This window comes from Prochlorococcus marinus XMU1419 (assembly GCF_017695955.1).
In the GTDB taxonomy this organism is placed as follows: Bacteria; Cyanobacteriota; Cyanobacteriia; order PCC-6307; family Cyanobiaceae; genus Prochlorococcus_A; species Prochlorococcus_A marinus_AD.
In genome coordinates this window covers 228,838-254,358 of the sequence record NZ_JAAORO010000001.1, presented here as the reverse complement: position 1 = coordinate 254,358, position 25,521 = coordinate 228,838, and the positions used below count along the sequence as shown (strand labels likewise).

The window sequence follows — 25,521 nt, the reverse complement described above, 5'->3', positions numbered from 1 at the left end:
TTAAGTAAGTAAACTTTCCAATAATGTCGCCATTAGCTTTAGTAAGTGTCTCTGATAAAAAAGATATAATCCCATTTTGTAAGGAATTGGTAGGAAAATTCAATTATAAAATTCTATCAAGTGGAGGCACTGCCAAACATCTTATAGAGGCAAATATTCCAGTTATTAAAGTGGCAGATTTTACTAATTCGCCAGAAATACTTGGAGGAAGAGTTAAAACATTACATCCAAAAATACATGGAGGGATATTAGCCAAAAGAATTGATGAAGAACATAAAAGAGATATAGAAGATAACGACCTAAAATTAATTGACTTAGTAGTTGTTAATTTATATCCTTTTAAAAAAACTGTAGCGCAGGGATCTAAATGGGAAGATAGCATTGAAAATATAGATATTGGAGGACCATCAATGATTCGTTCTGCAGCTAAAAATCATAAGGACGTTTCCGTTTTAGTAGATCCTAGTCAATATCAAAATTTTCTTGAAGAAAGTAAAAAAGGTGAATTGAAAGACTCATATAAAGCAAAATTAGCCTTTGAAGCTTTTCAACATACAGCAGACTATGACACTGCAATATCTAATTGGATAAGAAAAGAAAGAGATTTACAACCTTCCAAATATATTGAATCTTATCCACTAATCAAAACCTTAAGATATGGGGAGAATCCACATCAAAAAGCTTTCTGGTATGGTTTAAGTGACATTGGATGGAATGCAGCAGAACAATTACAAGGAAAAGATTTAAGTTATAACAATCTATTAGATCTAGAGTCGGCACTTTCAACAGTTTTAGAATTTGGCTATACAGAAAAAGATGAACTTACAACAGACATGTTTGCCTCTGTTATTTTAAAACACAATAATCCTTGTGGTGCCTCTATAAGTAATTCAGCTTCCAAATCATTTTTGAATGCTTTGGAATGCGACTCTGTTAGTGCATTTGGAGGAATAGTTGCTTTTAATTCAAATGTTGATAGTGATACCGCAATTCACCTCAAAGATATTTTCTTAGAGTGTGTTGTTGCTCCATCTTTTGATGAAGAAGCTTTAGAAATTTTAAAAGTTAAAAAGAATTTAAGAATATTGAAGTTTTCAAAAGATCAACTCCCAAAGAAGAATCAAAATTCTACTAAATCAATAATGGGAGGATTACTAGTTCAAGATACTGATAATAGTGAAGAAAAAACTGAAAATTGGATTTCCGTAACTAAGAAAAATCCTAGTAATCAAATGAATTTAGATCTAAATTTTGCATGGAAAATCTGTAAACACGTGAAATCAAATGCGATTGTTATTGCAAAAAACCAAACAACTATTGGTATTGGAGCTGGACAAATGAATAGAGTTGGAGCTGCAAAAATTGCATTAAAAGCTGCTGGAAGTTTATGTTCAGATGCAGTCTTAGCAAGCGATGGTTTTTTTCCTTTTGCAGATACTGTCGAACTCGCAAATAAGTATGGTATAAAAGCTATTGTCCAACCTGGTGGAAGTCTCAGAGACCAAGAAAGTATTGATATGTGTGATTCGAAAGGAATCTCAATGATATTCACACAAAAAAGGCACTTTTTGCATTAAATTAAGTTGATTTTGGATAATAAGTAATTTTGTTAGTCTTTCTAAATAAAGAGAGCCTTCCTGGACCAGCACACAAAAAGTATAGAGAAATCGCCCCGTATATGAAAGATAATTCGAATGCATAATTATGGCCCTCAACGACTGCAATGGGAAAACCTTCTAGTCCAGTATCTAGGAGATGAAAATAAACAGCAAATGCCATTGTAGAGAAAAGCCCTAGAGAAGAAAGTCTTGCAAATATCCCTAGAGCCAAGCCTACTGGGCATACTAATTGAGTAATCGCCGCTCCAAAAGTCCAAATAACAGGATCACCCGGTAAAAATGGGAAGTACTTCCCAACTACAAACTCAGCAAAACCCTGAGGATCCTGAAGTTTCTCTAAGCCATGATGAATCATCAAAGCACAAAAACCAATTCGTAAAACAAAAATTGATAATTCCCCAAGTATATTTACTTCTGACCCTGAAGATGAATTAGCTACAACAACTTCAACTTTTTGGGGAGCTTTAGTCCTATTCATATTTGCAGTTTCAACTTGATTAGTTTGTGATTTGTCTTCCATACTTCATAATTTTTTTATTATTCTAATTAATAAAGTAGATATTTTGGAACTATCTTGCTAATAAATTAAAAAAACTCAGTAATGTTATAAATGAAATAACAAATTCAAGAAGTAATATCAACTAACTTCTCAATAACATCTGCAACAACCCTATCAGGAGTTGATGCACCTGAAGTAATTCCAACATTAATTTTTCCACTAGGTAAAAAATTATTTTTAAGTTCTAAATCTGATCCTAGTGGCTTATGTAAAATTGAGTTTTCTTTAACTGATATCCTCTCTGGGGTATCTATGTGAAAAGAAGAAATATTTTTAGTAATTGCTATTTCTTGTAAGTGAGTAGTATTTGAAGAATTGAAGCCTCCTATAACGACAAGAATATCAAGGTCTTCATCAACCAAAGAGAACATTGCATCTTGTCTTTCTTCAGTTGCATCACAAATAGTATTAAAAGCTAAGAAGTGGCTATTTAATTTTTCTGGTCCAAATTTTTTTAACATTGTTCTTTCAAAAACTTTTCCAATTTCTTCGGTCTCACTTTTAAGCATAGTCGTCTGGTTAGCAACTCCGACTCTATCTAAATCTTGATCGGGATCAAATCCATTAGAACAAGCTTTAGCAAATTTATTCATAAATTCATTTCTATTACCTCTACCCATAATATATTCAGATACATAATTTGCTTCTTCTAAATCAAGTACAACTAAATATTTACCTGCGAAAGAACTAGTAGCAAGGGTTTCTTCATGCTTAAATTTTCCATGAATAATTGATGTAAAAACATGTTTTTTATGTTTCTCGACGGTATGCCAAACCTTAGAAACCCAAGGACAAGTTGTATCAATGATATGACAACCTTTCTCATGAAGGAGTTTCATCTCTTGAACAGTGGCTCCGAAAGCAGGCAGTATAACTACATCCCCATTAGAAACTGACGAAAAATCTTTAATTCCATTTCTAGCTGAAATGAATTTTACATTCATTTTTCTTAAATGATCATTAACAGAGGGATTATGAATTATTTCGTTTGTTATCCAAATATTCTCATTAGGGTAATGTCTTCTTGTTTCATAAGCCATTGCTACAGCTCTTTCAACACCCCAACAAAACCCAAATGCTTGAGCTAACTTGATATTAAGTCTGCCTTTAGTGAAAGTAAAACCATTATCTCTTATAGAACTTATCAAATCACTTTGATAAGCTGCTTCTAACGCTTGAGCCCTTTTTGTTGGAGAATCGAAGCCCCTTCTATTATATCTATCAGAATGATGAAGAGACCTTCTAAAAGCTTGTGTATCCATCTTTTGATAGTACAACATTTTAAATAATTTTTTGTAAAAAAAAAGAAACCTGACATATGTCAGGTTTCTAGAATCAATTTTGAATTAGATTATTTAGCAGATGCAAAGTCTGGATATGCTTCCATACCATGCTCTCCAATATCAAGGCCTTGAGTCTCTTCCTCTTCAGATACTCGGATTCCTCCGAATAATCCACCGATTACAGACCAAGCGATCCAGCAAGTAACTAGTGTCCAGATAGCATAAGCTGCAGCACCAAGAGCTTGAATTAAGAGAAGGCTAATACCTCCACCATTAAACAATCCCATACCTGCTCCATCTCCTTGAACGGCTGTACCCCATAGACCGATTACTACAGTACCCCATACACCACAAACTCCGTGAACAGAGAATGCACCTACAGGATCATCGATCTCAGCAGCATCAAGGGCTGCTACAGAGAATACAACGATAATTCCACCAACTAGTCCTGCAAACCAGGCACCAGCAAGTGTCATATCGCCACAACCAGCAGTGATACTAACTAATCCTGCAAGGATTCCGTTAATAATCATTGTAAGGTCAGGCTTACCAGAAGTTAATGTTGAAACAATAGTTGCTCCAATAGCGCCAGCTGCTGCTGCCAAAGTAGTTGTTACAGCAACATAAGGAACCCATTGGTCCATGGCAAGTTGAGAACCGGGGTTAAAACCATACCAACCTATCCATAGAACTAATGCACCCAAAGTGGCAATAGCCATATTATGTCCTGGCATAGCCTGTGGTTTTCCATCAGAGTATTTGCCAATTCTTGGTCCAAGAAGCATAGCTCCTACAAGACCTGCCCATGCTCCAACTGAGTGAACAATTGAAGAACCAGCAAAATCAACAAAACCTAGAGAATCAAGCCAGCCACCATTCCATTTCCAGCTACCAGCAATTGGATAAATAAATGCAGTTAATACAATCGCAAAAACAACAAATTCTCCAAATTTAACTCTTTCAGCAACAAGACCGGAAACGATAGTTGCCGCAGTTCCTGCGAATGCAGACTGGAACAAGAAATCAACAGTTGGGACTAATCCAGCATCAGTTACCATATCTGCAGTAACTGTTGGATCAAAAAATAAGCCTCCAAAATAAAGCCATCCGTCAGCAACACTTCCTCCGTACATTAATGAATAGCCGATAAACCAATAAGAAGTTACAGCTAGAGCAAATACGAATAGGTTTTTAGCAAGGATGTTTACAGCGTTCTTAGAACGGCACATACCTGCCTCAACCATAGCGAAACCGGCGTTCATAAAGATCACTAGAATAGTAGCGATCAAAAGCCATAAATTGTTAGCAAGAAAAGCTGCATTCAACTCAGGTAAATCAGCTGCGTGAGCTGAAAGATTAAAAATACCTAAACCAAACAAAGCTAAGGGAACAGTTGCAAGCCACAACATAGAGCGGTTTGAACTAAATCCTCGAATACTCCTCAAAAGGAGCATAGGTCCATTAACAAGGCTTGCGTCTTGAAGTTTGGACCTAGAGCGCCTTTGAGGCGTTTGCAAAGCAGTGGTCATAAAAAAAAATTAGATCTGCAAAAAAACAGTTTGTGCTGTTTCCTTTCAAATTTAAATTTATTCAAAAAACTTATCTGTGTCTAGTAGTTGTTGATACCATTTTTATAGTTGCACCATAAAAAAATATTTGTTAAATTTAAAAATCATTTTTTTTGGATTCCTGAATATCAAGTTTTTCGGTTACTTTAGAGGTTTAATTCCATTCCATGATACGTGGTCTTTATGAAATTCAAAGGAACATGGAATAGTTATCATTCCTGCACTTGAAGATTCTCTAAAAAGATTGCCGTACAAGGGATCTGCTTCATCTCCAGGGGCAAAAAAACAAGCATCTTTTCTTGTAATACAAGGTACTAAAACACTTTTACTTTCAGGAATTAATTCCTTTAATTCCATTAGGTGTTTTTGACCTCTTTTCGTTACTGTATCTGGGAATAGAGCTACATTTTCTCTAATCCATGTCGTATTTTTAACCTCTATGTAAATGTTACGTTTATCAGGATTTGAAGATTTTGGAGTTAAAAAAAAGTCAATCCTGCTTTTTTTACCTTTTCCATAAGGTACTTCAGATTTAATTGTCTCTATTTCTCCAATTATTTGGTTTAGCAAATTTTTCTGAATAACCTTTTTGATTAACTTATTTGCAAATAAAGTATTAATTCCCACCCAAACCTCACCATTTTTTGCATCTAAAACACATATCTGTTCCCAAGTAAAAGGTAATTTTCTTTTTGGAGAAGAGGAAACACTTATTCTTACTTTTGCTCCCTCACTTAAAAGTCCCTTCATTGGGCCTGTATTAGCACAATGAGCAGTAACTACCTCTCCACTCTCTAATTTTATATCTGCCAGAAATCTTTTATACCTTTTAATTAAAACCCCTTCAATTAATGGATCAAATTCAATTATCCGATCATTCATAAAATATGTCGTTAGTTAAAAATCAAATATAATTGAAACTTAAACTTCTTGAAAAATTTAGACAAATCCAAATGCATTCATTTTTAAAAAATAATGTTTTTTCAATTTCGTTTGGTACTAGTCTTAGTAAATTAGCTGGATGTATAAGACAAATATTTATAGCTGCTGCTTTTGGAGTTGGGGTAACATACGACGCATTTAATTATGCCTATATAATTCCTGGTTTTTTACTAATAATTATTGGAGGGATTAATGGTCCATTACATAATGCAGTCGTTGCAGTTCTTACTCCCCTTAACAAAAAAAATGGAGGGATTGTTTTAACTCAAGTAAGCATAAAGCTTTCAATATTATTAATAGGTTTAGCTATATTGATTTTCTTTAATTCCAGTTTATTAATTGAATTATTAGCCCCCAATTTAAGTTACGAAGCTAAATCTATCGCCACTTATCAATTAAAAATACTTACTCCTTGTATCCCATTATCTGGTTTCATAGGTTTAAGCTTTGGCGCCTTAAATTCTCAAAGAAAATTCTTTTTATCAAGTATAAGTCCAGCGATAACAAGCCTAACTATTATTTTTTTTATTTTTTTAAATTGGATTTTCAACCAAGAAAATGCATATTCTCATTTCTTTATTTATACAGGATTACTAGCTTTTGCAACTTTGACAGGAACTTTAATTCAGTTTGTAGTTCAAATTGTGGAAATAAATAAAATCGGTCTCTTGAGATTAGAGTCAAACCTCCAATTTTTTAGTGATGAAGAAAGGAGGATTTTCAAACTAATTATTCCAGCATCTATCTCATCTGGTCTCAGTCAAATTAATGTTTTTATCGATATGTTTTTCGCTTCAAGTTTTCAAGGAGCAGCATCGGGACTGGCTTACGGAAACTTTCTGATACAAGCCCCATTAGGCATATTATCTAACTCTTTAATTTTGCCATTACTTCCAAAATTCTCAAATTTTAGAAATTATAAAGACAATAGAGGTCTCCAAAAAAAATTGATCTCTGGAATAGAGTACTGTTTCTTAACAACTATTTTTTTAACCGGATTTTTCATAACATTTAATAATCAAATAGTACAGTTAGTTTTTCAAAGAGGATCTTTTGATTATTCAGCGGCTTTAAAAGTAAAGAATATATTAATTGCTTACGCAATTGGGATACCATTTTATCTTTATAGAGATTTATTAGTAAGAACTTACTATTCAATAGAAAAAACAAAATTTCCTTTTAGATCTTCATTTGCAGGGATAGTATTAAATATCTTTTTTGATTGGTTTTTAATTGGTGCTCCAATTAAAAATTTTGGAAATCTTTCACCATATAATTTTGGAGTTGTAGGAATAATTTTATCTTCAGTAACAGTCAACTTTATAGTTTGCGTTTTGCTTTCTTTTAATCTGAGAAATGAAAATATCTATTTACCTAACTTGGATTTATTAAGGAAAATTATCCTAATGTCATTAGCGGCATTTATAGATAGCGTACTTTGTTTTACTATTCTCAAAACTACAAATAACTTAAATTCAAATCTCGGAGAGTTTTTATTATTAATATTTGGATCTCTAACTTTTTTTGTAATCTATTTTTTATTTACAAAATGCTTGAGAGTAAATAGATTTAAAGTCTATAAAAAATAGATTTAGTTTTCAAAAAAACCTTCCAAAATCTCCTCTAATTCTTTTATTTGTGAGGTAGTGATTAAATTAATAAGTGGAATTCTTTTAACACCATCCCCTACTTTTACATTTATTGCTTTCAAACTTACTTTTGAGGCCTCAAATGGGCCTTGATCTTTATTGCTGATACATTCAATAGCAAGCTGTCTAGCCAGGCCAGCATCTCCAAGATATAAATTCCACTTTTCTATTTTTATAAAAACCTTTTCTGAAATAATACTTTCTAGATCACTTATTTGTATCAGAGAGTCCATAAATTAAAAATTAAATTAAGTTGATTGTTCTGAAGTGTCCTTAGGTTTTTTTATAATTACAAAAAGTAAATGAGAGGCCAAAAGAATTGACCAGAAAATTGCAAAATTGTTAAAAAAATCGATTTCATATCTAATTTCTTTTAAAAGCCAAGTGCCACTGACAATCGCAGTAAATATCATGCAGTGAATAACAAAATTTACTATTCGAGAAAAATGTTTATAGATGGGATCTTCTAAATCACCATTTCCGTACCACTTTATAGGCATATCAAAAATTAGATTGTTAATAATAGATATTTTAACTGAAATCTAGTTGACTAAGAGACCCTGAAACAGAGATATTACATAATTATGCGCCTGTAGCTCAGTGGATTAGAGCACCTGACTACGGATCAGGGTGTCGGGAGTTCGAATCTCTCCAGGCGCGTTTAAAATTATGAAATATTCTTTTTATAATTTTTCTAAAAAATATCGTCTATATTATGAGTATTACTTATCAAATTCAATGAATATCCTTCAAAATCTTAAAGAAAGCGATCCAGTAATATCCAATTTTATTAACTCTGAAAAAAATAGACAGGAAACTCATCTTGAGTTAATCGCAAGCGAAAATTTTGCATCAATTGCCGTCATGCAGGCTCAAGGATCCGTCCTTACAAATAAATATGCAGAGGGTTTACCTCAAAAAAGATACTACGGAGGATGTGAATTTGTTGATGAAATCGAAGAATTAGCTATTCAGAGAGCTAAAAAATTATTTAATGCAAATTGGGCTAATGTACAACCCCATAGTGGAGCTCAGGCAAATGCAGCTGTTTTCCTAAGTTTACTTAAACCTGGCGACACAATCATGGGGATGGATTTATCTCATGGTGGACACCTAACTCATGGATCTCCAGTAAATATGAGTGGAAAGTGGTTCAATGCAGTCCACTATGGTGTAAATAAAGAAAGTAGTGAATTAAATTTTGATGAAATAAGAGAGATAGCACTAGAGACAAAACCAAAATTGATCATATGCGGATATTCAGCTTATCCAAGAACAATCGATTTTGAATCATTTAGAAAAATTGCAGATGAAGTTGGTGCATTCTTAATGGCTGATATTGCTCACATCGCAGGTCTTGTAGCAAGTAAACTTCATCCAAATCCAATTCCTTATTGTGATGTAGTAACTACAACTACTCATAAAACATTAAGAGGTCCTAGAGGTGGACTTATCTTGTGTAAAGATGCAGAATTTGGAAAAAAATTTGATAAATCTGTTTTCCCAGGAACTCAGGGTGGGCCCCTAGAACACATTATTGCCGCTAAAGCAGTTGCATTTGGAGAAGCATTACAACCAGATTTCGTTAATTATTCCCAACAAGTAATAAAAAATGCCAAAGTTCTAGCTACAACTTTAATAAATAGAGGTATTGATATCGTTAGTGGAGGCACTGATAATCATATAGTTTTACTCGATTTAAGAAGTATCAAAATGACTGGTAAAATTGCTGACTTGCTTGTAAGTGAAGTGAATATCACTGCAAATAAAAACACTGTTCCATTTGACCCTGAATCACCTTTTGTAACCAGCGGGCTAAGGTTGGGTACTGCTGCTTTAACTACTAGAGGCTTTAATGAGAATGCTTTTACTGAAGTTGGCGAAATTATTGCAGATAGATTGCTTTACCCAAATGATTCACTAATAGAAAATAAATGTAAAGAAAGAGTATTGACCTTATGTAATCGTTTTCCTCTTTATGAAGGCAAACTTGAAGCATCAATTAAATGATTCCTAATTCCAAAGGAGTTGAAATTCTTTCTATTGGAACAGAGTTACTTTTAGGAAATATTATAAATACCAATTCTCAATGGATTTCTGAACAGTTATCTCAATTAGGCTTAAATCACTTTAGGCAATCAACTGTCGGTGATAATTTTGATCGAATTATAAAAGAAATTCAAGAAATATCGAAAAGAAGTAATCTTCTTATTACAACAGGTGGCTTGGGGCCTACCCCAGATGATTTAACTACTGAAGCAATAGCCAAATCATTTAATGAATCACTTATTGAAAGACCACACTTATGGGATGAAATTAAACAAAAACTTTCAAACTCAAAGCTTCAGGAAGATTCCTCTAGCTTAAGGAAACAATGTTTCTTCCCAAAAAATGCTCAAATAATTAATAACCCAAGAGGTACTGCTCCAGGAATGATATGGGAACCAATCAAAGGATTTACTATTCTTACTTTCCCTGGAGTTCCCAGTGAAATGAAAACTATGTGGGAGGAGACAGCATTTGAATTCATTAAGACCAAATTCTCTGATAGTTATTCCTTTTTTTCTAATACTCTTAAATTCTCTGGTATTGGAGAATCTATTGTTGCAGAAAAAATTAATGATCTATTAAATCTTAAAAACCCAACTGTTGCTCCATATGCAAACTTAGGAGAGGTTAAACTCAGAATCACCGCCAGAGCAAAGAATGAAGTGGAAGCAAAAAATATTATTAAACCTGTAAAAGAAAAATTAAAAAAAAAGTTCTCAAAGTTTATTTTTGGAGAGGATAATGATACTCTCCCTAGCGTTTTAATAAAAGAATTAACAAAGAGGAACCAAACTATTGTTTTTGCTGAATCCTGTACTGGAGGCCTTCTATCTTCATCAATAACATCAATATCAGGCTCGTCTCAAATTTTTAAAGGCAGTATTGTTTCCTATAGTAATGAGCTAAAAAATTCATTATTAAATATTTCGGAAGATCAGCTAATTAAATATGGAGCCGTTTCGGAAGAAGTTTGTGAGGCTATGGCAATTAATGTCAAAAATAAATTAGCAGCAGACTGGGCAATTGCTATCAGTGGAATTGCTGGTCCCAATGGAGGAACTCAAGAAAAACCTGTTGGGTTAGTATATATTTCGATTGCAGGACCAAATAATTATATTACCAATATAAAAAAAATATTTAACTCAACTCGAAATAGAATTGAAATTCAAACACTAAGTGTAAATGTGTGTTTAAACAGCCTCAGATTAATTCTATTATCGAATAGTAAGTAACTTTTTTTTACAAATTGAGTAAAGATACCTTATTTGATAAAGTTTGGGATTTACACAAAGTTTCCAGTCTTCCTGGTGGCTCAGATCAAATTTTTATTGGTCTTCACCTTATCCATGAAGTAACAAGCCCTCAAGCATTTGGTGCTTTAAAAGACAAAAATTTAAAAGTGAAATTCCCTAGTAGAACTGTCGCTACAGTTGATCATATTGTTCCAACAGATAATCAAAGCAGGCCTTTTCAAGATAATCTTGCAGAACAAATGATTAGCACATTAGAGAAGAATTGCTTAGAACATAAAATAAAATTTTTTAATATTGGTAGTGGTAATCAAGGAATAGTTCATGTAGTTGCTCCGGAATTGGGGCTAACGCTGCCGGGGATGACAATTGCTTGTGGAGATTCACATACTTCAACTCATGGAGCTTTTGGGTCAATTGCTTTTGGGATAGGTACAAGTCAAGTAAGAGATGTTCTTGCTACTCAAACCATTGCCATGAATAAATTAAAGGTAAGGCAAATCTGGTGTGAGAATAAGTTATCTAATGGGGTTTACGCTAAGGATTTAGTTCTCCATATCATTAATAAACTTGGAGTAAAGGCAGGAATGGGTTTTGCATATGAATTTGCAGGGCCTGCAATCAATGCATTATCAATGGAAGAAAGAATGACTATATGCAATATGTCTATTGAAGGTGGCGCGAGATGCGGCTACATAAATCCTGATGAAAAAACTTTTAGTTACATCAAAAATAAATTATTCGCCCCAAAAAAGGAGAATTGGGATAAAGCGCTCTTATGGTGGAAATCATTAAAAAGCGATGATAATTCTATTTATGATGATGTAATTAAAATAGATGCGGCTAAGATAGAACCAACCATAACTTGGGGAATTACTCCAAGTCAAAGTGTAGGTATAAATCAACAGATCCCCCTTTTAGAAGAAATCTCCTCAAATGACAAATTTGTCGCTAAAGAAGCTTATGAATATATGGATTTCAAGCCAGGTCAATCAATTAAAGATACTCCAGTTGATGTTTGTTTCATTGGCAGTTGCACCAATGGAAGAATTAGTGACTTAAGAGTTGCTGCTAAGGTATTAAAAAACAAAAAAGTATCAAATACAGTAAAAGCATTTGTAGTCCCTGGTTCAGAACAAGTAGCCACTTTAGCAAAAAAAGAAGGTCTCGATAAGATCTTTAAGGATTCTGGATTTCAATGGCGAGAGCCAGGCTGTTCAATGTGTTTAGCAATGAATTCAGATAAGCTAATAGGTAATCAAGTTAGTGCCAGTTCTAGTAATAGAAATTTTAAAGGTAGACAAGGATCTCCAAACGGAAGAACACTACTCATGAGTCCTGCAATGGTTGCTGCTGCTGCTATTAATGGCAAAGTAAGTGACGTGAGAGAATTTATAAACAAATGAAAGCAGAATTTAATCCACCAATAGGAAAAATTTCACAAATAACTGGCAAGTGCATATCATTGATTGGAAACGATATTGATACTGATCGAATAATTCCTGCACGTTTCTTAAAGTGTGTTAATTTCGATTCATTGGGCAAATCTGTTTTTGAAGACGATAGAAAAAATCTTAAAGGAAGCCATCCTTTTGATCTTGAGAAAAACCAAAATGCCTCAATACTAATTGTTAATAGCAACTTTGGATGTGGGTCCAGCAGAGAACATGCTCCCCAGGCACTTATGAGATGGGGTATTAAAGCGATAATAGGTGAAAGTTTTGCTGAAATTTTTTATAGTAATTGTATTGCAATCGGAATTCCATGTTTTACCCTTCCTAAAAATTCAATAGAAGATATTCAAAAATATAACGATAACAAAAGTTTATTATTAGAAATTGATCTAAAAAATTTAGTAGCTAAATCAAGCGATTTGAAATTTAATCTTGAGATTAAAGATAGCTCTAAAAAAATGTTTTTATCTGGAGAATGGGATGCTACGGCTACATTACTTAAAAATGCTTCTTTAGTGGAAAAGAAATTTCAGGATCTACCCTATACAAAATATAGTTAAATGGTTAAGTAAAACTTTTAGAAACAAATATTTGAGATTTATAAAAAAAATAATTATATGATTTTATTTTAAAAAATGGAAATTATGTTAAAAATTAATTTTGTAGAAAATTAATCTTGAGGACTTTCTAAATCTTTTCTATTAGGAGTTCTAGTAGGATCACTCGCTAAAAATCCGAAAAGAAAGATTCCAACAAAGAAAAAGACAATGGTGTATACAGAAATTTTTAGGGCAAGCATGGAAATACAAGTGCTGACAGATTTATATCCTATTAAATTTATATTTAAATTATGGTAAAAGGTTTACTTTTTGTATTTTTGGAAAATTTTGAAATACTTTATGGAAATTAATCATCATGGTCATCCCAAGGATCGGTAAGCTTTGCAGCCTTAGGTCCAAATGCAGTCCAAAGACCAAAACCCGTTAAAGCTAAGAGTATTGCCAGAATCGTTACTGCTATAGAAACTGCAGGATCTGGGGAAGATGATAAAGTTTGCATCAATTTTGCTAAGTTTGTAAACAATTTATGTATAAGTTCTTATACAATAACGAAATAATATCAGTTTTAGTGAATTCAACATGGGTCAAAAAACAGCCTTAGGAAGTCTTTTAAAAGCAATTGGCAATTCAGGTCAGGGAAAAGTTGTGCCTGGTTGGGGAGCAGTTCCTGTGATGACAGTAATAGGATTATTACTTTTGGTCTTCTTAGTAATTCTCCTTCAAATTTATAACCAATCTTTATTACTTCAAGGCTTCTCAGTAGATTGGAACGGTAACTAAATTTCTGCAATTTCATATAATCTAATTAATTAATCTAGAAAATTCCTAAAGACTATTAGGAATTTGATTTCCCTTGGTTATGGTTTTATTGTATGTTTATAATTCTCAATTAAAGAGATTTAGATATAAATCATGGAAGATATATATTTAATAGGATTAGGAAATCCAGGTAAGAAATATTCAAAAAATAGACATAACCTAGGATTCTTACTTCTTGAAAATCTCTCAAAAAAATACAATTCAAATTTTTTGTTAAAGGATAAACTTAAAAGTTACTGCTCTGAATTCAAAATCAATGGGTCCACTTACAGATTATTCTTACCAAATACCTTTATGAATAATAGTGGTGATGCCGTCCGAGCCATTATAGATTGGTACAAAATTAATTTAGAACAGCTTTTTATAGTGGTTGATGATAAAGATCTTCCTCTTGGGAAAATAAGATTTAGAAAAAAAGGTAGTTCAGGAGGGCATAATGGACTTAAAAACATCATCGAAAAATTGCAAACTCAAAATTTTAAAAGAATAAGAATTGGGATTGGATCACCGCCATCAATTCAAGGTATAAATAATTTCAATACTATTTCTCATGTGTTAGGTAATATTTCTCAAGAAGAAAATTTGATATTAGATAAAGTCTTTAAGAGGGTCATAGAATCCTTAGAACAATTAAATACAAAAAAAGAAGAGCATATAATTAATGAATTAAATTCCTTTGATAAAGACCAAATTTAACTAATGCGGTCAAAACCAGAAACAATAGCCAGTGTGAGTGTTAAAGAATATTGCTTATCAAAAAAGCAAATAAAGGGTGTTGTTGAAGCTAGTCAATTCAAATGGACTTTTATTTGGTCTTTTAATAAAGGTTCATTGTTAGTACAGCCTCCTTTGGGAAGAGCATTAATTGAGGATGCCTTATTAAGATTTTTAATGAAAAAAGATTATGCCCTAGAAGTAGGAAATGAATATAAGTTTACTATTTCAGCCAAGTTTTAAAATCTAAATTTTTATTCAAAGTAAACTTAATTTTGCAAAAATCCTCTAAAATTATCAAGGCCGATATTGCATCAAGGTTCTTATTAAGAATAAAAACCTCCCTTGGAATTAATAACTTCAAACCGCTAATTGGGAAAAGTTCGAAATATCTTGCTTTTGCTCTGTAGGTGGTATTTTTTTCTTCAAAAATTATAATTTCTTTTTTAAAAAAATCCATTTTTTCTCTAATCTCTTTGCTTGTTGTGCCATTTCCAATGACAATTTTTGATATATTTTCAACGGAATTTAGATTCTTTACATAATCCTCAAGTAATTCACTTTTAATAATGATGGCTTTATAAACTTTTTTTTCACTAATTTCGGCTAAAACTAAACCACATTTACATTTACCAGGATCAATAGATATAAATTTTCCCATACAAGATTATTTTTTGGTGATGTTCAAATCAACTATTATTGGGTCTGCAGTTTTACTATCTTTTAAGGATATCACCTCTAATCTGTATTTTATATTTTGATTAGTCTCCAATGCATCTATTATTTTTTTTACAAAGTCTCCTCTTGTAGTAATTTCGTTTGCAATAGATCCTTTGGACTTGATTTCATCTCTAGTTTTTGTCAACAACGCTCTAATTTTTAAATTTATATTTTTGTATTCGAGATCATTATCACTAAAAGTTTCGCTCGTAATAACTTCCCCTTTGGTTACTATCATTTTATTCGCTAGCAATTCCGGGTATACAAAAACAAAATTATCTCCTTTCAAAACATTTGCAGCTGATTTAATCAATATGATCCAATTTCCTCCTTTCTGAGCAACACTTTCAATTTCAGAAATATCACTAGGTCTCCACAAAAGAATATTTTTGATTTTTTTATTACTTGGGATTACAATTTTTTGGACATATTTATCCGCACTATTATAAATATTCGCTAAATCAATTTTTAGATTTCTATTAGAATTAACTTTTGCAATAAATAAAGTTTGCCCTTTTTTTATCACTACATTTCCACTTCTAAATTCTTTAACATCACTTTTTAGTTTATTTAATTCCTTTTCTTTAGTATTAATCTTATCTTCAAGCATCTTCCTTTCTTCTTGCAAAGGAATGAGAGCCTTTTTACTTTCATCTAAAGTTTTTTGTAAGAAAGGTATATCTACAAAAAGTCTTTGCCTAAATTCTTCACTAACTAAAAGCAATAGGCCTATAGATATAGCACTAATAAAGCCCCCAGTTATTATCGTTACGATTGTCGCAGTTTTCTTTGGTCTTAATTTTAAGATACTAAATCTTGCTTTACCAATCTTAGTGCCAAGAAGATCCCCAAATGGGGCAATTAATCCTCCTAGTAGTATTAAAAAAACAATTAAAATCCAAGCCACAATATTTTATATAATCGATACATCATAATTAATGATGAATCAATTAAATCTTTTTGCAAGAGCTATCGGATCAAAAACTGTAATTTTTTTTCTATCAATATTTAGTAACCCAGAATCCTTTAAATCTCCTAACAGTCTTGTAATTGTTACTCTTGTAGAACCAATAGCTTCAGCAATTGCTTGATGTGACAGCCTCAAATCAATTGTAATCCCTTTTTCACTTGCAACTCCAAAGTCCCTACAAAGGACCATTAAAAAACTTACTAAACGAGATGACATATCTCTATGAGTAAGAGTTTCAATCATTGTTTCTGTTTGTAGGATCCTACTAGAAAGACCTTGCAACAATAATAATCCTACTGATGCATCTTCCTCTATTGCTCTTAAAACAGAATTCGCAGGGGCTGTTATCATTTCAACTCTTGTGAATGCTATGGCATGATAAAAACGATCAGATCTATGGCCTGTAAGAAGAGATAAAACACCAAAAAGGCTATTCTCTCTCAATAAAGCGACAGTTATTTCTTCACCTGACTCATAAACTCTCGACAACCTGACTGCCCCTCTTCTTATTAAATAAACCCTCTCAGCAGGATCTCCAGGAAAAAATATTGTTTTAGATCTCTCAACCATTTCTGTACTTGCCCCATCTAGACCTTTAATTACTTCCATTAAAGTTCTATTAATTGGGAAGCGCTCTCCAACAGAGTTAATTTTACTTTGTCCGGAATGTTGGGAAGTAAAGCGGCTGAATCCTCGAGAAGAAGGTGTCATAAGAATCTTGACTATTAAAAAATTTAAGGAGACACCTTAAATCATCTTGTATCAACAGTAACAATTTTCAATTCTTATTATTTTCTATGAGAACTTTTATTGGTTAATTTCATCTTTTTCAGAGCTTTTTTAAGTAAAATTACACTATATGCAGCGTTATTAAATTCAAATTATACTGTATGTATTAAAGAAACATTCAATAATGGTCATTAGTTCATCTAATAATTATGCCAAAAGTAATCTTGAAGTTGTAAAGATAGACACTAATAATAAAATAGACTCACAAAGATTCACACAAAACGGGCAAATCCAAATCTATCAATCTCCTTATAGAGGAAGTTATTCCTCAATAATTAGAGATTCTCTAAGAAATGCTGCTCTGGGTAGGAAAGTACTTATAGTACAGTTTATGAAGGGAGGAGTTGAACAAGGTATTGCTAACCCAGTTAAGCTTTGTGGTAATTTAACTTGGGTAAGATCGTCACATTCCTTTGATCAATATAATAATGAAGAAATTGAAAGTAATAAAAATTTAAAAAAATCTATTCATGAATCTACTTATGAATTATGGAAATTTTGTAAAAATGAATTACTTTCTGGAGAAAATGAACAAATTATACTTGATGAAATTTTTCTAGCTATTGAGATGGGAATTATTAATAAGGATGATTTGATTTCAACACTTGAAAACCGATTTATCCCAGGAGATGTAATCCTAACTGGAACAGACATACCTAAAGATTTATTATTAATGGCTAACCAAATCACCGAACTTCGCTCATAAAACAATGCTTAAAAATGATCTCTGGATAAATCAAAAAGCAAAAGAAGGAATGATAAACCCCTTCCAATCAAATTTAGTGAGGCATCTCGAGCCTGATAATCAACGAAAGCCAGTTTTGAGTTACGGATGTTCATCATATGGATATGATTTGAGACTTTCATCAAAAGAATTCCTAATTTTTAGGCATATCCCTGGAACTGTTATGAATCCCAAAAAATTTAACCCCAATAATTTAGAAAAAACCGTTCTTCATCATGATGATGATGGAGACTTCTTTATTCTTCCTGCTCACTCTTATGGTTTAGGGGTAGCTTTAGAAAAGATGAAAGTACCGGAAAATATAACTGTAATATGCATTGGGAAAAGTACTTACGCTCGACTAGGGATAATAGTGAATACAACCCCTGCAGAAGCAGGATGGGAAGGCCACCTAACCCTAGAATTTAGTAATAGTTCTGGTGCTGATTGTAGAATTTACGCAAACGAAGGCATTTGCCAACTACTCTTTTTTGAAGGAGATCCTTGCTCCACAACATATGAAGATAGAAGAGGAAAATATCAAAATCAACCTGAGAAAGTAACACTAGCTAAGATCTAACATGAGTCAAGTTGAACTAATTTCGCTAACTCCTGATGCAGAAAAAACAATGGCTTACATTGCTAGAGTTAGTAATCCAAGCAATCAAAAAAATGAAGATTATTCTAAATTGTTAAGTTATTGCATTAAAAACGAACATTGGAGTGTATTTGAACAGTCATTTATGACCCTACAAATAGAAACCAATAGAGGTATTGCAGCACAAATTTTAAGACACAGATCATTTACCTTCCAGGAATTCTCACAAAGATATGCAGATAGTTCTCAACTAGGAAATATTCCTTTACCAGAGTTGAGAAGACAAGACTTTAAAAATAGGCAAAATTCCATCCCTGACCTCCCTGATCAATTAAAAGAAAAATACAATTCGAAAATTACCTCACATTTTAAAGCTGCATCAAAACTATATGAAGATTTACTTGCTGAAGGTATAGCTAAAGAATGTGCAAGATTTATTTTACCTTTGGCAACCCCAACAAGAATATATATGTCTGGTTCATGCAGATCTTGGATACATTACATCAATTTAAGATCAGCTCATGGTACCCAAAAAGAACATAAATGCATCGCCGAAAATTGTAAATCTATTTTCAAACAAAGTTTTCCGATTGTATCAAAATCACTAGATTGGTAAGATTATCCATGGCTGCGAGGGGAAATCTCATAATTTTTATTTTTGAATTCTGAAAATTCAGAATTAACAATTTCAACATAAGATTTCGCTTCTACTTCTAAATTATCAATAGATTTTCTTAATTTTTCTTCTTTCTGTTTTCCAACAAAGGTAGATATTAAATTACCTTTCTTATCAAAAAGATTAATTTGAGGAATACCATTGACGTCAAATTTACGAATGTAATTATCCCATTTTTTATTATCAACATTTAAAAAAACAAAATTTATATTTTTTTCGTATTTCTCTTTTAATGCAGATACTTCTGGAGCCATTTCTTTACAAACTTCGCACCACTCGGCATAAAATTCAATAAATGTAGGCTTATCATTTTTGAAAGCGACTACAGGATCTACAGATAATTCTCCAAAACTTTTTAAAAGGTAAGTTGATTGAAAAAAGATATTTTTAAATAAAATCAAAGAAATAATTACTACAGAAATAAACAAAACAACTATCACCTGTAAGTTTTTATTTAAAAGTGGTTCTCTACTCTCAGATTGCATTATGAAAAATTTTTAACTTAAAACATTTTAAATAAGTTCAACATTTATAGAGAAGATTTATCTTTTAGCTTTTAATTAACTGATAAAATAACAATAAATTACTACAAAAATATACCTTATTCCTAATAGTTTATTATGCAATCAATATTTGGCACTGATGGGATAAGAGGAAGATTTAATATTGATATAACTTATTCTCTAGCATATAAAGTAGGATATGCTTTAGGTTTAACTCTAGAAAATAATAATCCAATAATAATTGGGAGAGATACTAGGGTTAGTGGAGAGATTCTTCTGCAAGCAATAGCAACAGGTATAAATGCTAGTGGCAAAAAATTTATAAATCTTGGAATATGTCCTACACCAGCAATTCCTCTTTTAATAAAAAAAGAAAATCTTGGCAGTGGAATAATGATATCTGCAAGCCACAATCCACCCGAATATAATGGGATTAAAATTTTTGATAATAATGGTCAAAAAATTACCAGAAATTTTGAAAATAAAATTCAAAAATTAGTTGAAGAACAAAATCAAGATCAACAATTTATTACAAAAGAAACCTTTCTAAAACCAAATAAAGAACTTTTAGATGTTTATATTAAAAGTCTAATCCAAACAATGGGAAGCGAAGATTTATGCGGAATGCGAATAATATTAGACACATGTTTTGGGTCGGCCACGACTTGTGCAAAAAAAATTTTTCAGAGTCTTGGCGCAGATGTAAGAGTTATCAATAACTCGAGAAATGGCTTAAAAATTAACATGAATTGTGGCTCTACTAACCTCGAAACATTAAAAAAAGCATTAGAAGAGAACCCTGCAGATATGGGATTTAGTTTCGATGGAGATGCCGATAGAGTAATTGGGATAGATTCAAGTGGCAATGTTTTGAATGGAGATCATATCCTTTTTCTCTTAGGTAGAGAACTTATGGAAAAGAAAATCCTCACAAATAATTTACTAATATCAACCCAAATGGCAAATTTAGGTTTTGAAAAGGCCTGGAACAAAATTGGTGGCGTTTTATATAGAACTGATGTTGGGGATAAATTCGTTTATGAAGAAATTAAGAAAAAAAATGCAGTTTTAGGAGGAGAACAGTCAGGTCACATACTTTCAAAAATTAATAACTTTTCTGGAGATGGGATACTAACTGCACTTCAAATTTCTAAATACTGTAAAGAGAAAAATATAACTTTAAAGAATTGGCTCAAAACCAGTTTCAAACCTTTCCCTCAAAAACTAACAAACATCCATTTCGATCCAAATATTAATAAAGTCAATCAAAAAACTAAAAGATTAATTAATCAAACTATTGAAAATTACAAGCAAAACTACTCAGATAATTGTAGAGTTTTTATAAGGCCTAGCGGCACGGAGCCTGTAATTAGAGTTCTAGTAGAGGCTAAAAATAAGAATAAAGTTGAATCTTTATCAAGTGAAATAATAGATAAACTAAGTTTAGAAATTAAAAAAATACTTAATTAATTTAAAATCAAATTTTTATATAAATCCTCTCGAAAATATCAATTTCACTTAAAATTACATACTTTTCCCTGTTAGTTTGAACTTTATTTGGATTAAAAGATTTATGATAATTAAAATTTTTTACATCTAGTTTTTTAAAGTTAAAATTGCTTGATATTGTACAATCCATATAATCAAATAAATCCTTTACGTCAGTTTTAATAAAAATTAAAGATCCTTTTTGCATTGCATTTGAGAGGGTATCAATAAAATCTGGCTGAATAATACGCCTCTTGAAATGTCTTTTTTTAAACCATGGATCTGGAAAATTAAAAGAAATACTTTTTACATTTCTTATAATAAATTCAGTATTTGAATCAACTAAAATTTTACTTGCATTACCATATGCAAAATATAAATTTTTGATTCCTATTTCCCCTAATTTTGATTGAGCATTTCTAGCTAATCTCTCTCTAATTTCAATTCCGATATAATTCCAATTAGAGCTAATTAAAGCCAAATCAAACAAAAAATCTCCTGAAGCACAACCAATATCCAAATGGAGTGGCAAATTAGGATCATCAAACATTTCAATTAAATTAGGGATCCTTTCGATTTCATCAAAATTTTTACTAAAAGGATTTACATGCTGCCTCATGAAATATTGAATTTATCGCTTAGCAATAACTTAAAGATGCATAATATTCATAACTATGACAATAGTAAGTTAAAAAGTATCAGATTATTGTTTAATTATTATATGTGTAAAATTCAAAAGTTTTGAACTTTTTTAATCAACTTTCAGTTTGGCTATCTTTTCAACTCTCAATAATTTTCCTTATTGGTATTCCTTTTACATTATTCTTGTGGGCGATTAAAAAACGAAATAAAGTTGTTAATAAGCTTTTATCTATTTATTGGAAAATATCGCTTTTATTTTTAATAAGTCTTTTACTTTTAATAGGTGAGTACAAATACGCGTTACTAATAACAAATATTTCAACATTATTGATGACGAGTTCGGTTTGGTTTTGGAGTGACATAAATGATGAACTAAAAGAATATGATTTTTCTTATTACCTTGTTACAACAACAAAAGTTTGGAGATGGTCGCTAACTTTCATATCTCTAAATTTTTTAATTCAAAGTCTAAAAAACATAAGCTGTTTTTATTTAATTAATTCAGCTTCATGTCAAATATGGCTTCAGCCTTCCTCAAATTTTTATATTATTATCAAAAATTTATTTAATTTTTTATTCGGAGCCAACTTTACTCAGCCGTTAGCAAAATTTTTAGGATTATTTTCCTTATTGATATATCTTTTAGGTTTACTGCAATGGTCGATAATTAAATTTCCTAAAAATGGAAGAAATTCTTACTTCTCCGAAAATAGCAGAAACTGATTGATAAAATAAGCCTAAAAAATAATTTCCTTCAAACCTAATAGGATCCTTTATGGATAAGGTTGCATTCTATAAAAAAATCAAACTTAACAGTCACAAATTATTATTTTCAAAGGGTCGCATAAGCTCTCAAACTCATCCAATTAAAAATTAAGAAAAAAGTTTTAAATTACGATACAAACTTAATAACTTCAAGCTTTACAATGCATCCTACAAAAACCAAAAATAATTTTATAAAAGAAAATCAAAAGCACTTTTCTTTTTGAATCATAAAATCTGGATTTAAGTAAATTCAAGATTAATAATATTTGAGCATCTTTTGCATAATTTTGTATTTTGAATCCCACTAAAAGTTTCTTTTTGATAATGCCAACATCTATCACATTTTTGACCAAGAGCTTTTAATATTTGAATCTTACCAAGTTCATTATCATCGATAATTAGAGATTTCTCGACCAATTCGGATACTACTTGAAAATTAGAAACTATAAGCCAATCTCTAAATAAATCTACTTCTTTATTACCACGTTTTTTTAGCCAAGTCAGAGAATCTTTCACAACTTCATTTTCGGGTAAATAATACACTTCTGTTTCTAAAGCTGCTCCAATTATTTGTTTATTTCTACACCCTTCAATAGCTTTGTTAATTTCAATTCTCAAATTTCGTAAATTTGCAATGTGCGCATTAAGAGTTTCATTTTTCCATGACTGTGAAAAAATTGGCCATCCTCTTTCAAAAACTGAATTTTCTTTAGTTGAATATGGAATATTTTGCCAAATATCTTCAGCCATATGACAAAGTACTGGAGAAATAAGAACAGCTAAATTTTCAACAATTTTAGACATTACAAACTGACATGATCTTCTCCTAAATTGTGATTTAGAACTGACATATAACCTATCCTTTGCAATATCCAAGTAGAAATTTGATAGATCTACAACGCAAAAACTTTGTAAAATTTGAAAAAATTTTGAAAATTCATAATTTTCATATGCACTTGATATTTGATCTGTAACCTCAACTAATCTGCCTAACATCCATTGATCTAAGAGCGGCAATTGATCAATGTCAAAACTATCAATACTAGGGTCATAATCATGAATATTCCCTAGAAGATATCTTGCTGTATTACGAACTTTTCTGTAAACATCTGATAGCTGCTTGAGTATATTTGAACCAATTGGCACATCTACTGAATAGTCTACAGAACTTACCCATAGCCTTAGAACATCAGCGCCATAGGCAGGCTCAGTTTTTTTATTGTTACCTCCATTAATCACTATATTGGGATCAACAACGTTACCCAATGATTTGCTCATTTTTCTGCCATTTTCATCAAGTGCAAATCCATGAGTTAAAACTTTCTTATATGGAGGTTTATTATTAACAGCGACAGATGTGAGTAAAGAAGACTGGAACCACCCTCGATGTTGATCTGAGCCTTCTAAATAAAGATCAGCAGGATACTTTAATTCACTTCTATGCTCACAAACTGCAGCCCAACTAGATCCTGAATCGAACCAGACATCCATTGTATCTGTTCCTTTTTCCCATTGATCAGATTCTTGTAGATAATTTTCTGGCAATAGATTTTTAACATCCCAATCCCACCAAATATCCGCTCCGTGTTCACTAAAAAGTTTTTGAATATGATTAATTATCTCGCTGTTGAGTAAAATTTCATTACCATTTTTTTTATAAAAAACTGGAATTGGGACGCCCCAAGACCTTTGTCTGGAAATACACCAATCCCCTCTACCAACCACCATAGAATAAATTCTTTTCTTTCCAGTTGCTGGCATCCATTCAACATCTTCGATTGCCTTTAATGCTGATGATCTGAAGCCATTTACAGATGCAAACCATTGTTCTGTTGCTCTAAAAATAGTTGGTTTTTTGGTTCTCCAATCATAAGGATATCTATGCTTATAATTTTCTTGTTTAATAAGCAAATTATTTATCTTTAAGTATTCAATAATTAAATCATTTGCGTCCCTAAGTACATTAGATCCTTGGAATTGACCAGAATATTGATTTAAATTCCCTTTTTCATCAACAATACATGTTGTAGGTAAGTCATATTTTTGACCGACATTAAAATCATCTACCCCATGACCTGGTGCAGTATGAACAATTCCTGTACCCGATTCAGTAGTGATGTAATCCCCGCCAATTACAATTCTGCAATTTTTATTTTTAGTAGGATGTTGATATTCAATATCTTTCAAGGTATCTCCTTTAACCTCTAAAAGAGTTTTTAGATCTCTATTAAATTTGTTACTAATTTCAGAGGATAATTCTTTTGCAAATAGGTATATTCTCTTCTCTTCATCAATAGCAAAAACGTAATTTATTTTTGGATTAACTGCAACTGCTTCGTTTGCCGGTATGGTCCATGGTGTAGTAGTCCAAATAGTTATGAAAGAATTACTGAGGAAAAAATCATTTTTTAGATTGGGGTTTTGTTGGCAAAGTTTCAATAGGATTTCATCAGATACTTTTGTGATTTTTAAGGAAACATAAATGCTTTTTGAATAATGTTCATCAGGATACTCTAATTCTGCTTCTGCAAGTGCGGTCCTAGAACTTGGACTCCAATGTACAGGTTTAAGACCTCGATAAATATAACCATTTAAAAACATTTTCCCAAATACTCCAATCTGAGCAGATTCATAACTTTTCTTGAGAGTTAAATAAGGGTTATCCCAATCTCCCCATATACCCCATCTCTTAAATCCCTCCATTTGATTATTTATTTGTGTATATGCATAATCTGTTGCTTTTTTTCTTAGATTTAGAGTATCAAGAGACTTTCTTTCATCAGATTTTAAATTTTGAAGTACTTTTAATTCAATTGGTAATCCATGGCAGTCCCAACCAGGAACATAATGCACCTTAAATCCTCTCAAGATTTTGTACTTATTTATTATGTCTTTTAAAATTTTATTAAGAGCATGGCCCATGTGAAGGGATCCATTTGCGTAAGGAGGGCCATCATGTAATGTAAATGTTTTGCCAGTGTTGTTTGAACCTAATTGGAAATCAATATTATTGTTAGCCCAAAAATCCTGAATCTCAGGTTCTCTTACTACAGAGTTAGCACGCATCGAGAAGTCAGTTTTAAGTAAATTTAAAGTTTCTTTATAAGAAAAATCTGATTTATTTTGTTTGCTATTTTGAGATTTCATACGAAGATATAAGAAATATTAGTGATCAATAGA

28 protein-coding genes and 1 tRNA gene are annotated in these 25,521 nt (G+C 31.7%); 15 read left to right on the top strand and 14 right to left on the bottom strand.

The window, feature by feature from the left end; all coding sequences use genetic code 11:
* The first annotated feature begins 23 nt into the window (after positions 1-23).
* On the top strand, positions 24-1,577 hold the full coding sequence (gene purH / locus HA151_RS01365; RefSeq protein ID WP_209105772.1) for a bifunctional phosphoribosylaminoimidazolecarboxamide formyltransferase/IMP cyclohydrolase: 1,554 nt from the start codon (positions 24-26) through the stop codon (positions 1,575-1,577).
* Between the two features lies 1 nt (position 1,578).
* Here purH and HA151_RS01360 read toward each other — a convergent pair whose 3' ends face one another.
* The 4 genes from HA151_RS01360 to sfsA form a co-directional block, all read right to left on the bottom strand.
* The gene (locus tag HA151_RS01360) at positions 1,579-2,139 is read right to left on the bottom strand and encodes a DoxX family protein (protein ID WP_209105771.1); all 561 of its coding nucleotides are present in this window, start codon (positions 2,137-2,139) and stop codon (positions 1,579-1,581) included.
* A 104-nt stretch (positions 2,140-2,243) separates the two neighbouring features.
* A complete protein-coding gene (locus tag HA151_RS01355; protein ID WP_209106121.1) occupies positions 2,244-3,440 on the bottom strand; it encodes a 4-hydroxy-3-methylbut-2-enyl diphosphate reductase in 1,197 nt (398 codons plus the stop codon).
* A gap of 89 nt (positions 3,441-3,529) precedes the next feature.
* Complete coding sequence (locus tag HA151_RS01350; RefSeq protein WP_209041781.1) at positions 3,530-4,990, bottom strand: ammonium transporter; 1,461 nt, start codon at positions 4,988-4,990, stop codon at positions 3,530-3,532.
* A gap of 180 nt (positions 4,991-5,170) precedes the next feature.
* Complete coding sequence (sfsA, locus tag HA151_RS01345) at positions 5,171-5,911, bottom strand: DNA/RNA nuclease SfsA (RefSeq protein ID WP_209105770.1); 741 nt, start codon at positions 5,909-5,911, stop codon at positions 5,171-5,173.
* Between the two features lie 71 nt (positions 5,912-5,982).
* On the opposite strand from sfsA, the gene murJ reads away from it, so the two are divergent.
* Positions 5,983-7,560, top strand: coding sequence for a murein biosynthesis integral membrane protein MurJ (gene murJ, locus HA151_RS01340; RefSeq protein ID WP_209105769.1), 1,578 nt, complete (start codon positions 5,983-5,985; stop codon positions 7,558-7,560).
* 2 nt (positions 7,561-7,562) lie between these two features.
* Here the strand turns inward: murJ and HA151_RS01335 are convergent, their stop codons facing one another.
* Both HA151_RS01335 and HA151_RS01330 read right to left on the bottom strand, forming a co-directional pair.
* Complete coding sequence (locus HA151_RS01335) at positions 7,563-7,853, bottom strand: DUF3181 family protein (RefSeq protein ID WP_209105768.1); 291 nt, start codon at positions 7,851-7,853, stop codon at positions 7,563-7,565.
* A 15-nt stretch (positions 7,854-7,868) separates the two neighbouring features.
* Positions 7,869-8,120 carry a hypothetical protein gene (locus tag HA151_RS01330; protein ID WP_209105767.1) on the bottom strand — a complete coding sequence of 84 codons (252 nt, stop codon included), beginning with the start codon at positions 8,118-8,120 and terminating at the stop codon, positions 7,869-7,871.
* Positions 8,121-8,206: 86 nt separating this feature from the next.
* Between HA151_RS01330 and HA151_RS01325 the strand changes: the two genes are divergently transcribed.
* The 5 genes from HA151_RS01325 to leuD all read left to right on the top strand — a co-directional run bounded on the left by HA151_RS01325 (position 8,207) and on the right by leuD (position 12,933).
* Positions 8,207-8,280, top strand: a tRNA-Arg gene (locus HA151_RS01325).
* A gap of 78 nt (positions 8,281-8,358) precedes the next feature.
* Positions 8,359-9,630, top strand: coding sequence for a serine hydroxymethyltransferase (gene glyA, locus HA151_RS01320; RefSeq protein WP_209105766.1), 1,272 nt, complete (start codon positions 8,359-8,361; stop codon positions 9,628-9,630).
* Positions 9,627-10,901, top strand: a complete 1,275-nt coding sequence (locus HA151_RS01315; RefSeq protein WP_209105765.1) for a competence/damage-inducible protein A — start codon at positions 9,627-9,629, stop codon at positions 10,899-10,901. Before glyA ends, HA151_RS01315 begins: the two co-directional genes overlap by 4 nt.
* A gap of 14 nt (positions 10,902-10,915) precedes the next feature.
* Positions 10,916-12,325, top strand: coding sequence for a 3-isopropylmalate dehydratase large subunit (gene leuC / locus HA151_RS01310; protein ID WP_209105764.1), 1,410 nt, complete (start codon positions 10,916-10,918; stop codon positions 12,323-12,325).
* Positions 12,322-12,933 (top strand): 3-isopropylmalate dehydratase small subunit, encoded by a 612-nt coding sequence (gene leuD / locus HA151_RS01305; RefSeq protein WP_209105763.1) that lies wholly within the window; start codon positions 12,322-12,324, stop codon positions 12,931-12,933. The genes leuC and leuD overlap by 4 nt, the downstream gene beginning before the upstream one ends.
* Before the next feature lie 110 nt (positions 12,934-13,043).
* Here the strand turns inward: leuD and HA151_RS01300 are convergent, their stop codons facing one another.
* The gene (locus HA151_RS01300) at positions 13,044-13,172 is read right to left on the bottom strand and encodes a photosystem II reaction center protein I (RefSeq protein ID WP_002805124.1); all 129 of its coding nucleotides are present in this window, start codon (positions 13,170-13,172) and stop codon (positions 13,044-13,046) included.
* 107 nt (positions 13,173-13,279) lie between these two features.
* On the bottom strand, positions 13,280-13,432 hold the full coding sequence (gene psbN, locus HA151_RS01295) for a photosystem II reaction center protein PsbN (protein ID WP_209105762.1): 153 nt from the start codon (positions 13,430-13,432) through the stop codon (positions 13,280-13,282).
* A gap of 80 nt (positions 13,433-13,512) precedes the next feature.
* Here psbN and psbH point away from each other — a divergent pair, with 80 nt between their 5' ends.
* From psbH to HA151_RS01280, 3 genes are all read left to right on the top strand, one after another.
* The gene (gene psbH, locus HA151_RS01290) at positions 13,513-13,713 is read left to right on the top strand and encodes a photosystem II reaction center phosphoprotein PsbH (RefSeq protein ID WP_002805661.1); all 201 of its coding nucleotides are present in this window, start codon (positions 13,513-13,515) and stop codon (positions 13,711-13,713) included.
* Between the two features lie 132 nt (positions 13,714-13,845).
* On the top strand, positions 13,846-14,448 hold the full coding sequence (gene pth / locus HA151_RS01285; RefSeq protein WP_209105761.1) for an aminoacyl-tRNA hydrolase: 603 nt from the start codon (positions 13,846-13,848) through the stop codon (positions 14,446-14,448).
* Positions 14,449-14,451: 3 nt separating this feature from the next.
* Positions 14,452-14,709 (top strand): DUF3146 family protein, encoded by a 258-nt coding sequence (locus HA151_RS01280; RefSeq protein WP_209105760.1) that lies wholly within the window; start codon positions 14,452-14,454, stop codon positions 14,707-14,709.
* Here the strand turns inward: HA151_RS01280 and HA151_RS01275 are convergent.
* From HA151_RS01275 to ntcA, 3 genes are read right to left on the bottom strand one after another with little or no spacing between them, the layout of a single operon-like run.
* Complete coding sequence (locus tag HA151_RS01275) at positions 14,690-15,127, bottom strand: hypothetical protein (protein WP_209105759.1); 438 nt, start codon at positions 15,125-15,127, stop codon at positions 14,690-14,692. The two genes, HA151_RS01280 and HA151_RS01275, sit on opposite strands and share 20 nt — an antisense overlap.
* 6 nt (positions 15,128-15,133) lie before the next feature.
* Positions 15,134-16,093: a DUF3084 domain-containing protein gene (locus HA151_RS01270; RefSeq protein WP_209105758.1), complete on the bottom strand. Its 960-nt coding sequence runs from the start codon at positions 16,091-16,093 to the stop codon at positions 15,134-15,136.
* A 39-nt stretch (positions 16,094-16,132) separates the two neighbouring features.
* On the bottom strand, positions 16,133-16,867 hold the full coding sequence (ntcA, locus tag HA151_RS01265) for a global nitrogen regulator NtcA (RefSeq protein WP_209105757.1): 735 nt from the start codon (positions 16,865-16,867) through the stop codon (positions 16,133-16,135).
* A gap of 202 nt (positions 16,868-17,069) precedes the next feature.
* On the opposite strand from ntcA, the gene HA151_RS01260 reads away from it, so the two are divergent.
* From HA151_RS01260 to thyX, 3 genes are read left to right on the top strand one after another with little or no spacing between them, the layout of a single operon-like run.
* Positions 17,070-17,651: a cob(I)yrinic acid a,c-diamide adenosyltransferase gene (locus tag HA151_RS01260; RefSeq protein ID WP_209105756.1), complete on the top strand. Its 582-nt coding sequence runs from the start codon at positions 17,070-17,072 to the stop codon at positions 17,649-17,651.
* 4 nt (positions 17,652-17,655) lie between these two features.
* On the top strand, positions 17,656-18,249 hold the full coding sequence (gene dcd / locus HA151_RS01255) for a dCTP deaminase (RefSeq protein ID WP_209105755.1): 594 nt from the start codon (positions 17,656-17,658) through the stop codon (positions 18,247-18,249).
* Between the two features lies 1 nt (position 18,250).
* Positions 18,251-18,883: an FAD-dependent thymidylate synthase gene (thyX, locus tag HA151_RS01250; RefSeq protein ID WP_209105754.1), complete on the top strand. Its 633-nt coding sequence runs from the start codon at positions 18,251-18,253 to the stop codon at positions 18,881-18,883.
* 2 nt (positions 18,884-18,885) lie between these two features.
* Here the strand turns inward: thyX and HA151_RS01245 are convergent, their stop codons facing one another.
* A complete protein-coding gene (locus tag HA151_RS01245; protein WP_209105753.1) occupies positions 18,886-19,428 on the bottom strand; it encodes a thioredoxin domain-containing protein in 543 nt (180 codons plus the stop codon).
* Between the two features lie 135 nt (positions 19,429-19,563).
* On the opposite strand from HA151_RS01245, the gene HA151_RS01240 reads away from it, so the two are divergent.
* Complete coding sequence (locus tag HA151_RS01240; protein WP_209105752.1) at positions 19,564-20,916, top strand: phosphoglucosamine mutase; 1,353 nt, start codon at positions 19,564-19,566, stop codon at positions 20,914-20,916.
* A 7-nt stretch (positions 20,917-20,923) separates the two neighbouring features.
* On the opposite strand, the gene trmB is transcribed toward HA151_RS01240, so the two are convergent.
* Positions 20,924-21,553, bottom strand: a complete 630-nt coding sequence (gene trmB / locus HA151_RS01235; protein WP_209105751.1) for a tRNA (guanosine(46)-N7)-methyltransferase TrmB — start codon at positions 21,551-21,553, stop codon at positions 20,924-20,926.
* A gap of 122 nt (positions 21,554-21,675) precedes the next feature.
* Here trmB and HA151_RS01230 point away from each other — a divergent pair, with 122 nt between their 5' ends.
* Complete coding sequence (locus HA151_RS01230; RefSeq protein WP_209105750.1) at positions 21,676-22,299, top strand: DUF3177 family protein; 624 nt, start codon at positions 21,676-21,678, stop codon at positions 22,297-22,299.
* A 282-nt stretch (positions 22,300-22,581) separates the two neighbouring features.
* Here HA151_RS01230 and ileS read toward each other — a convergent pair whose 3' ends face one another.
* Positions 22,582-25,488 carry an isoleucine--tRNA ligase gene (ileS, locus tag HA151_RS01225; protein WP_209105749.1) on the bottom strand — a complete coding sequence of 969 codons (2,907 nt, stop codon included), beginning with the start codon at positions 25,486-25,488 and terminating at the stop codon, positions 22,582-22,584.
* Positions 25,489-25,521: the final 33 nt, after the last annotated feature.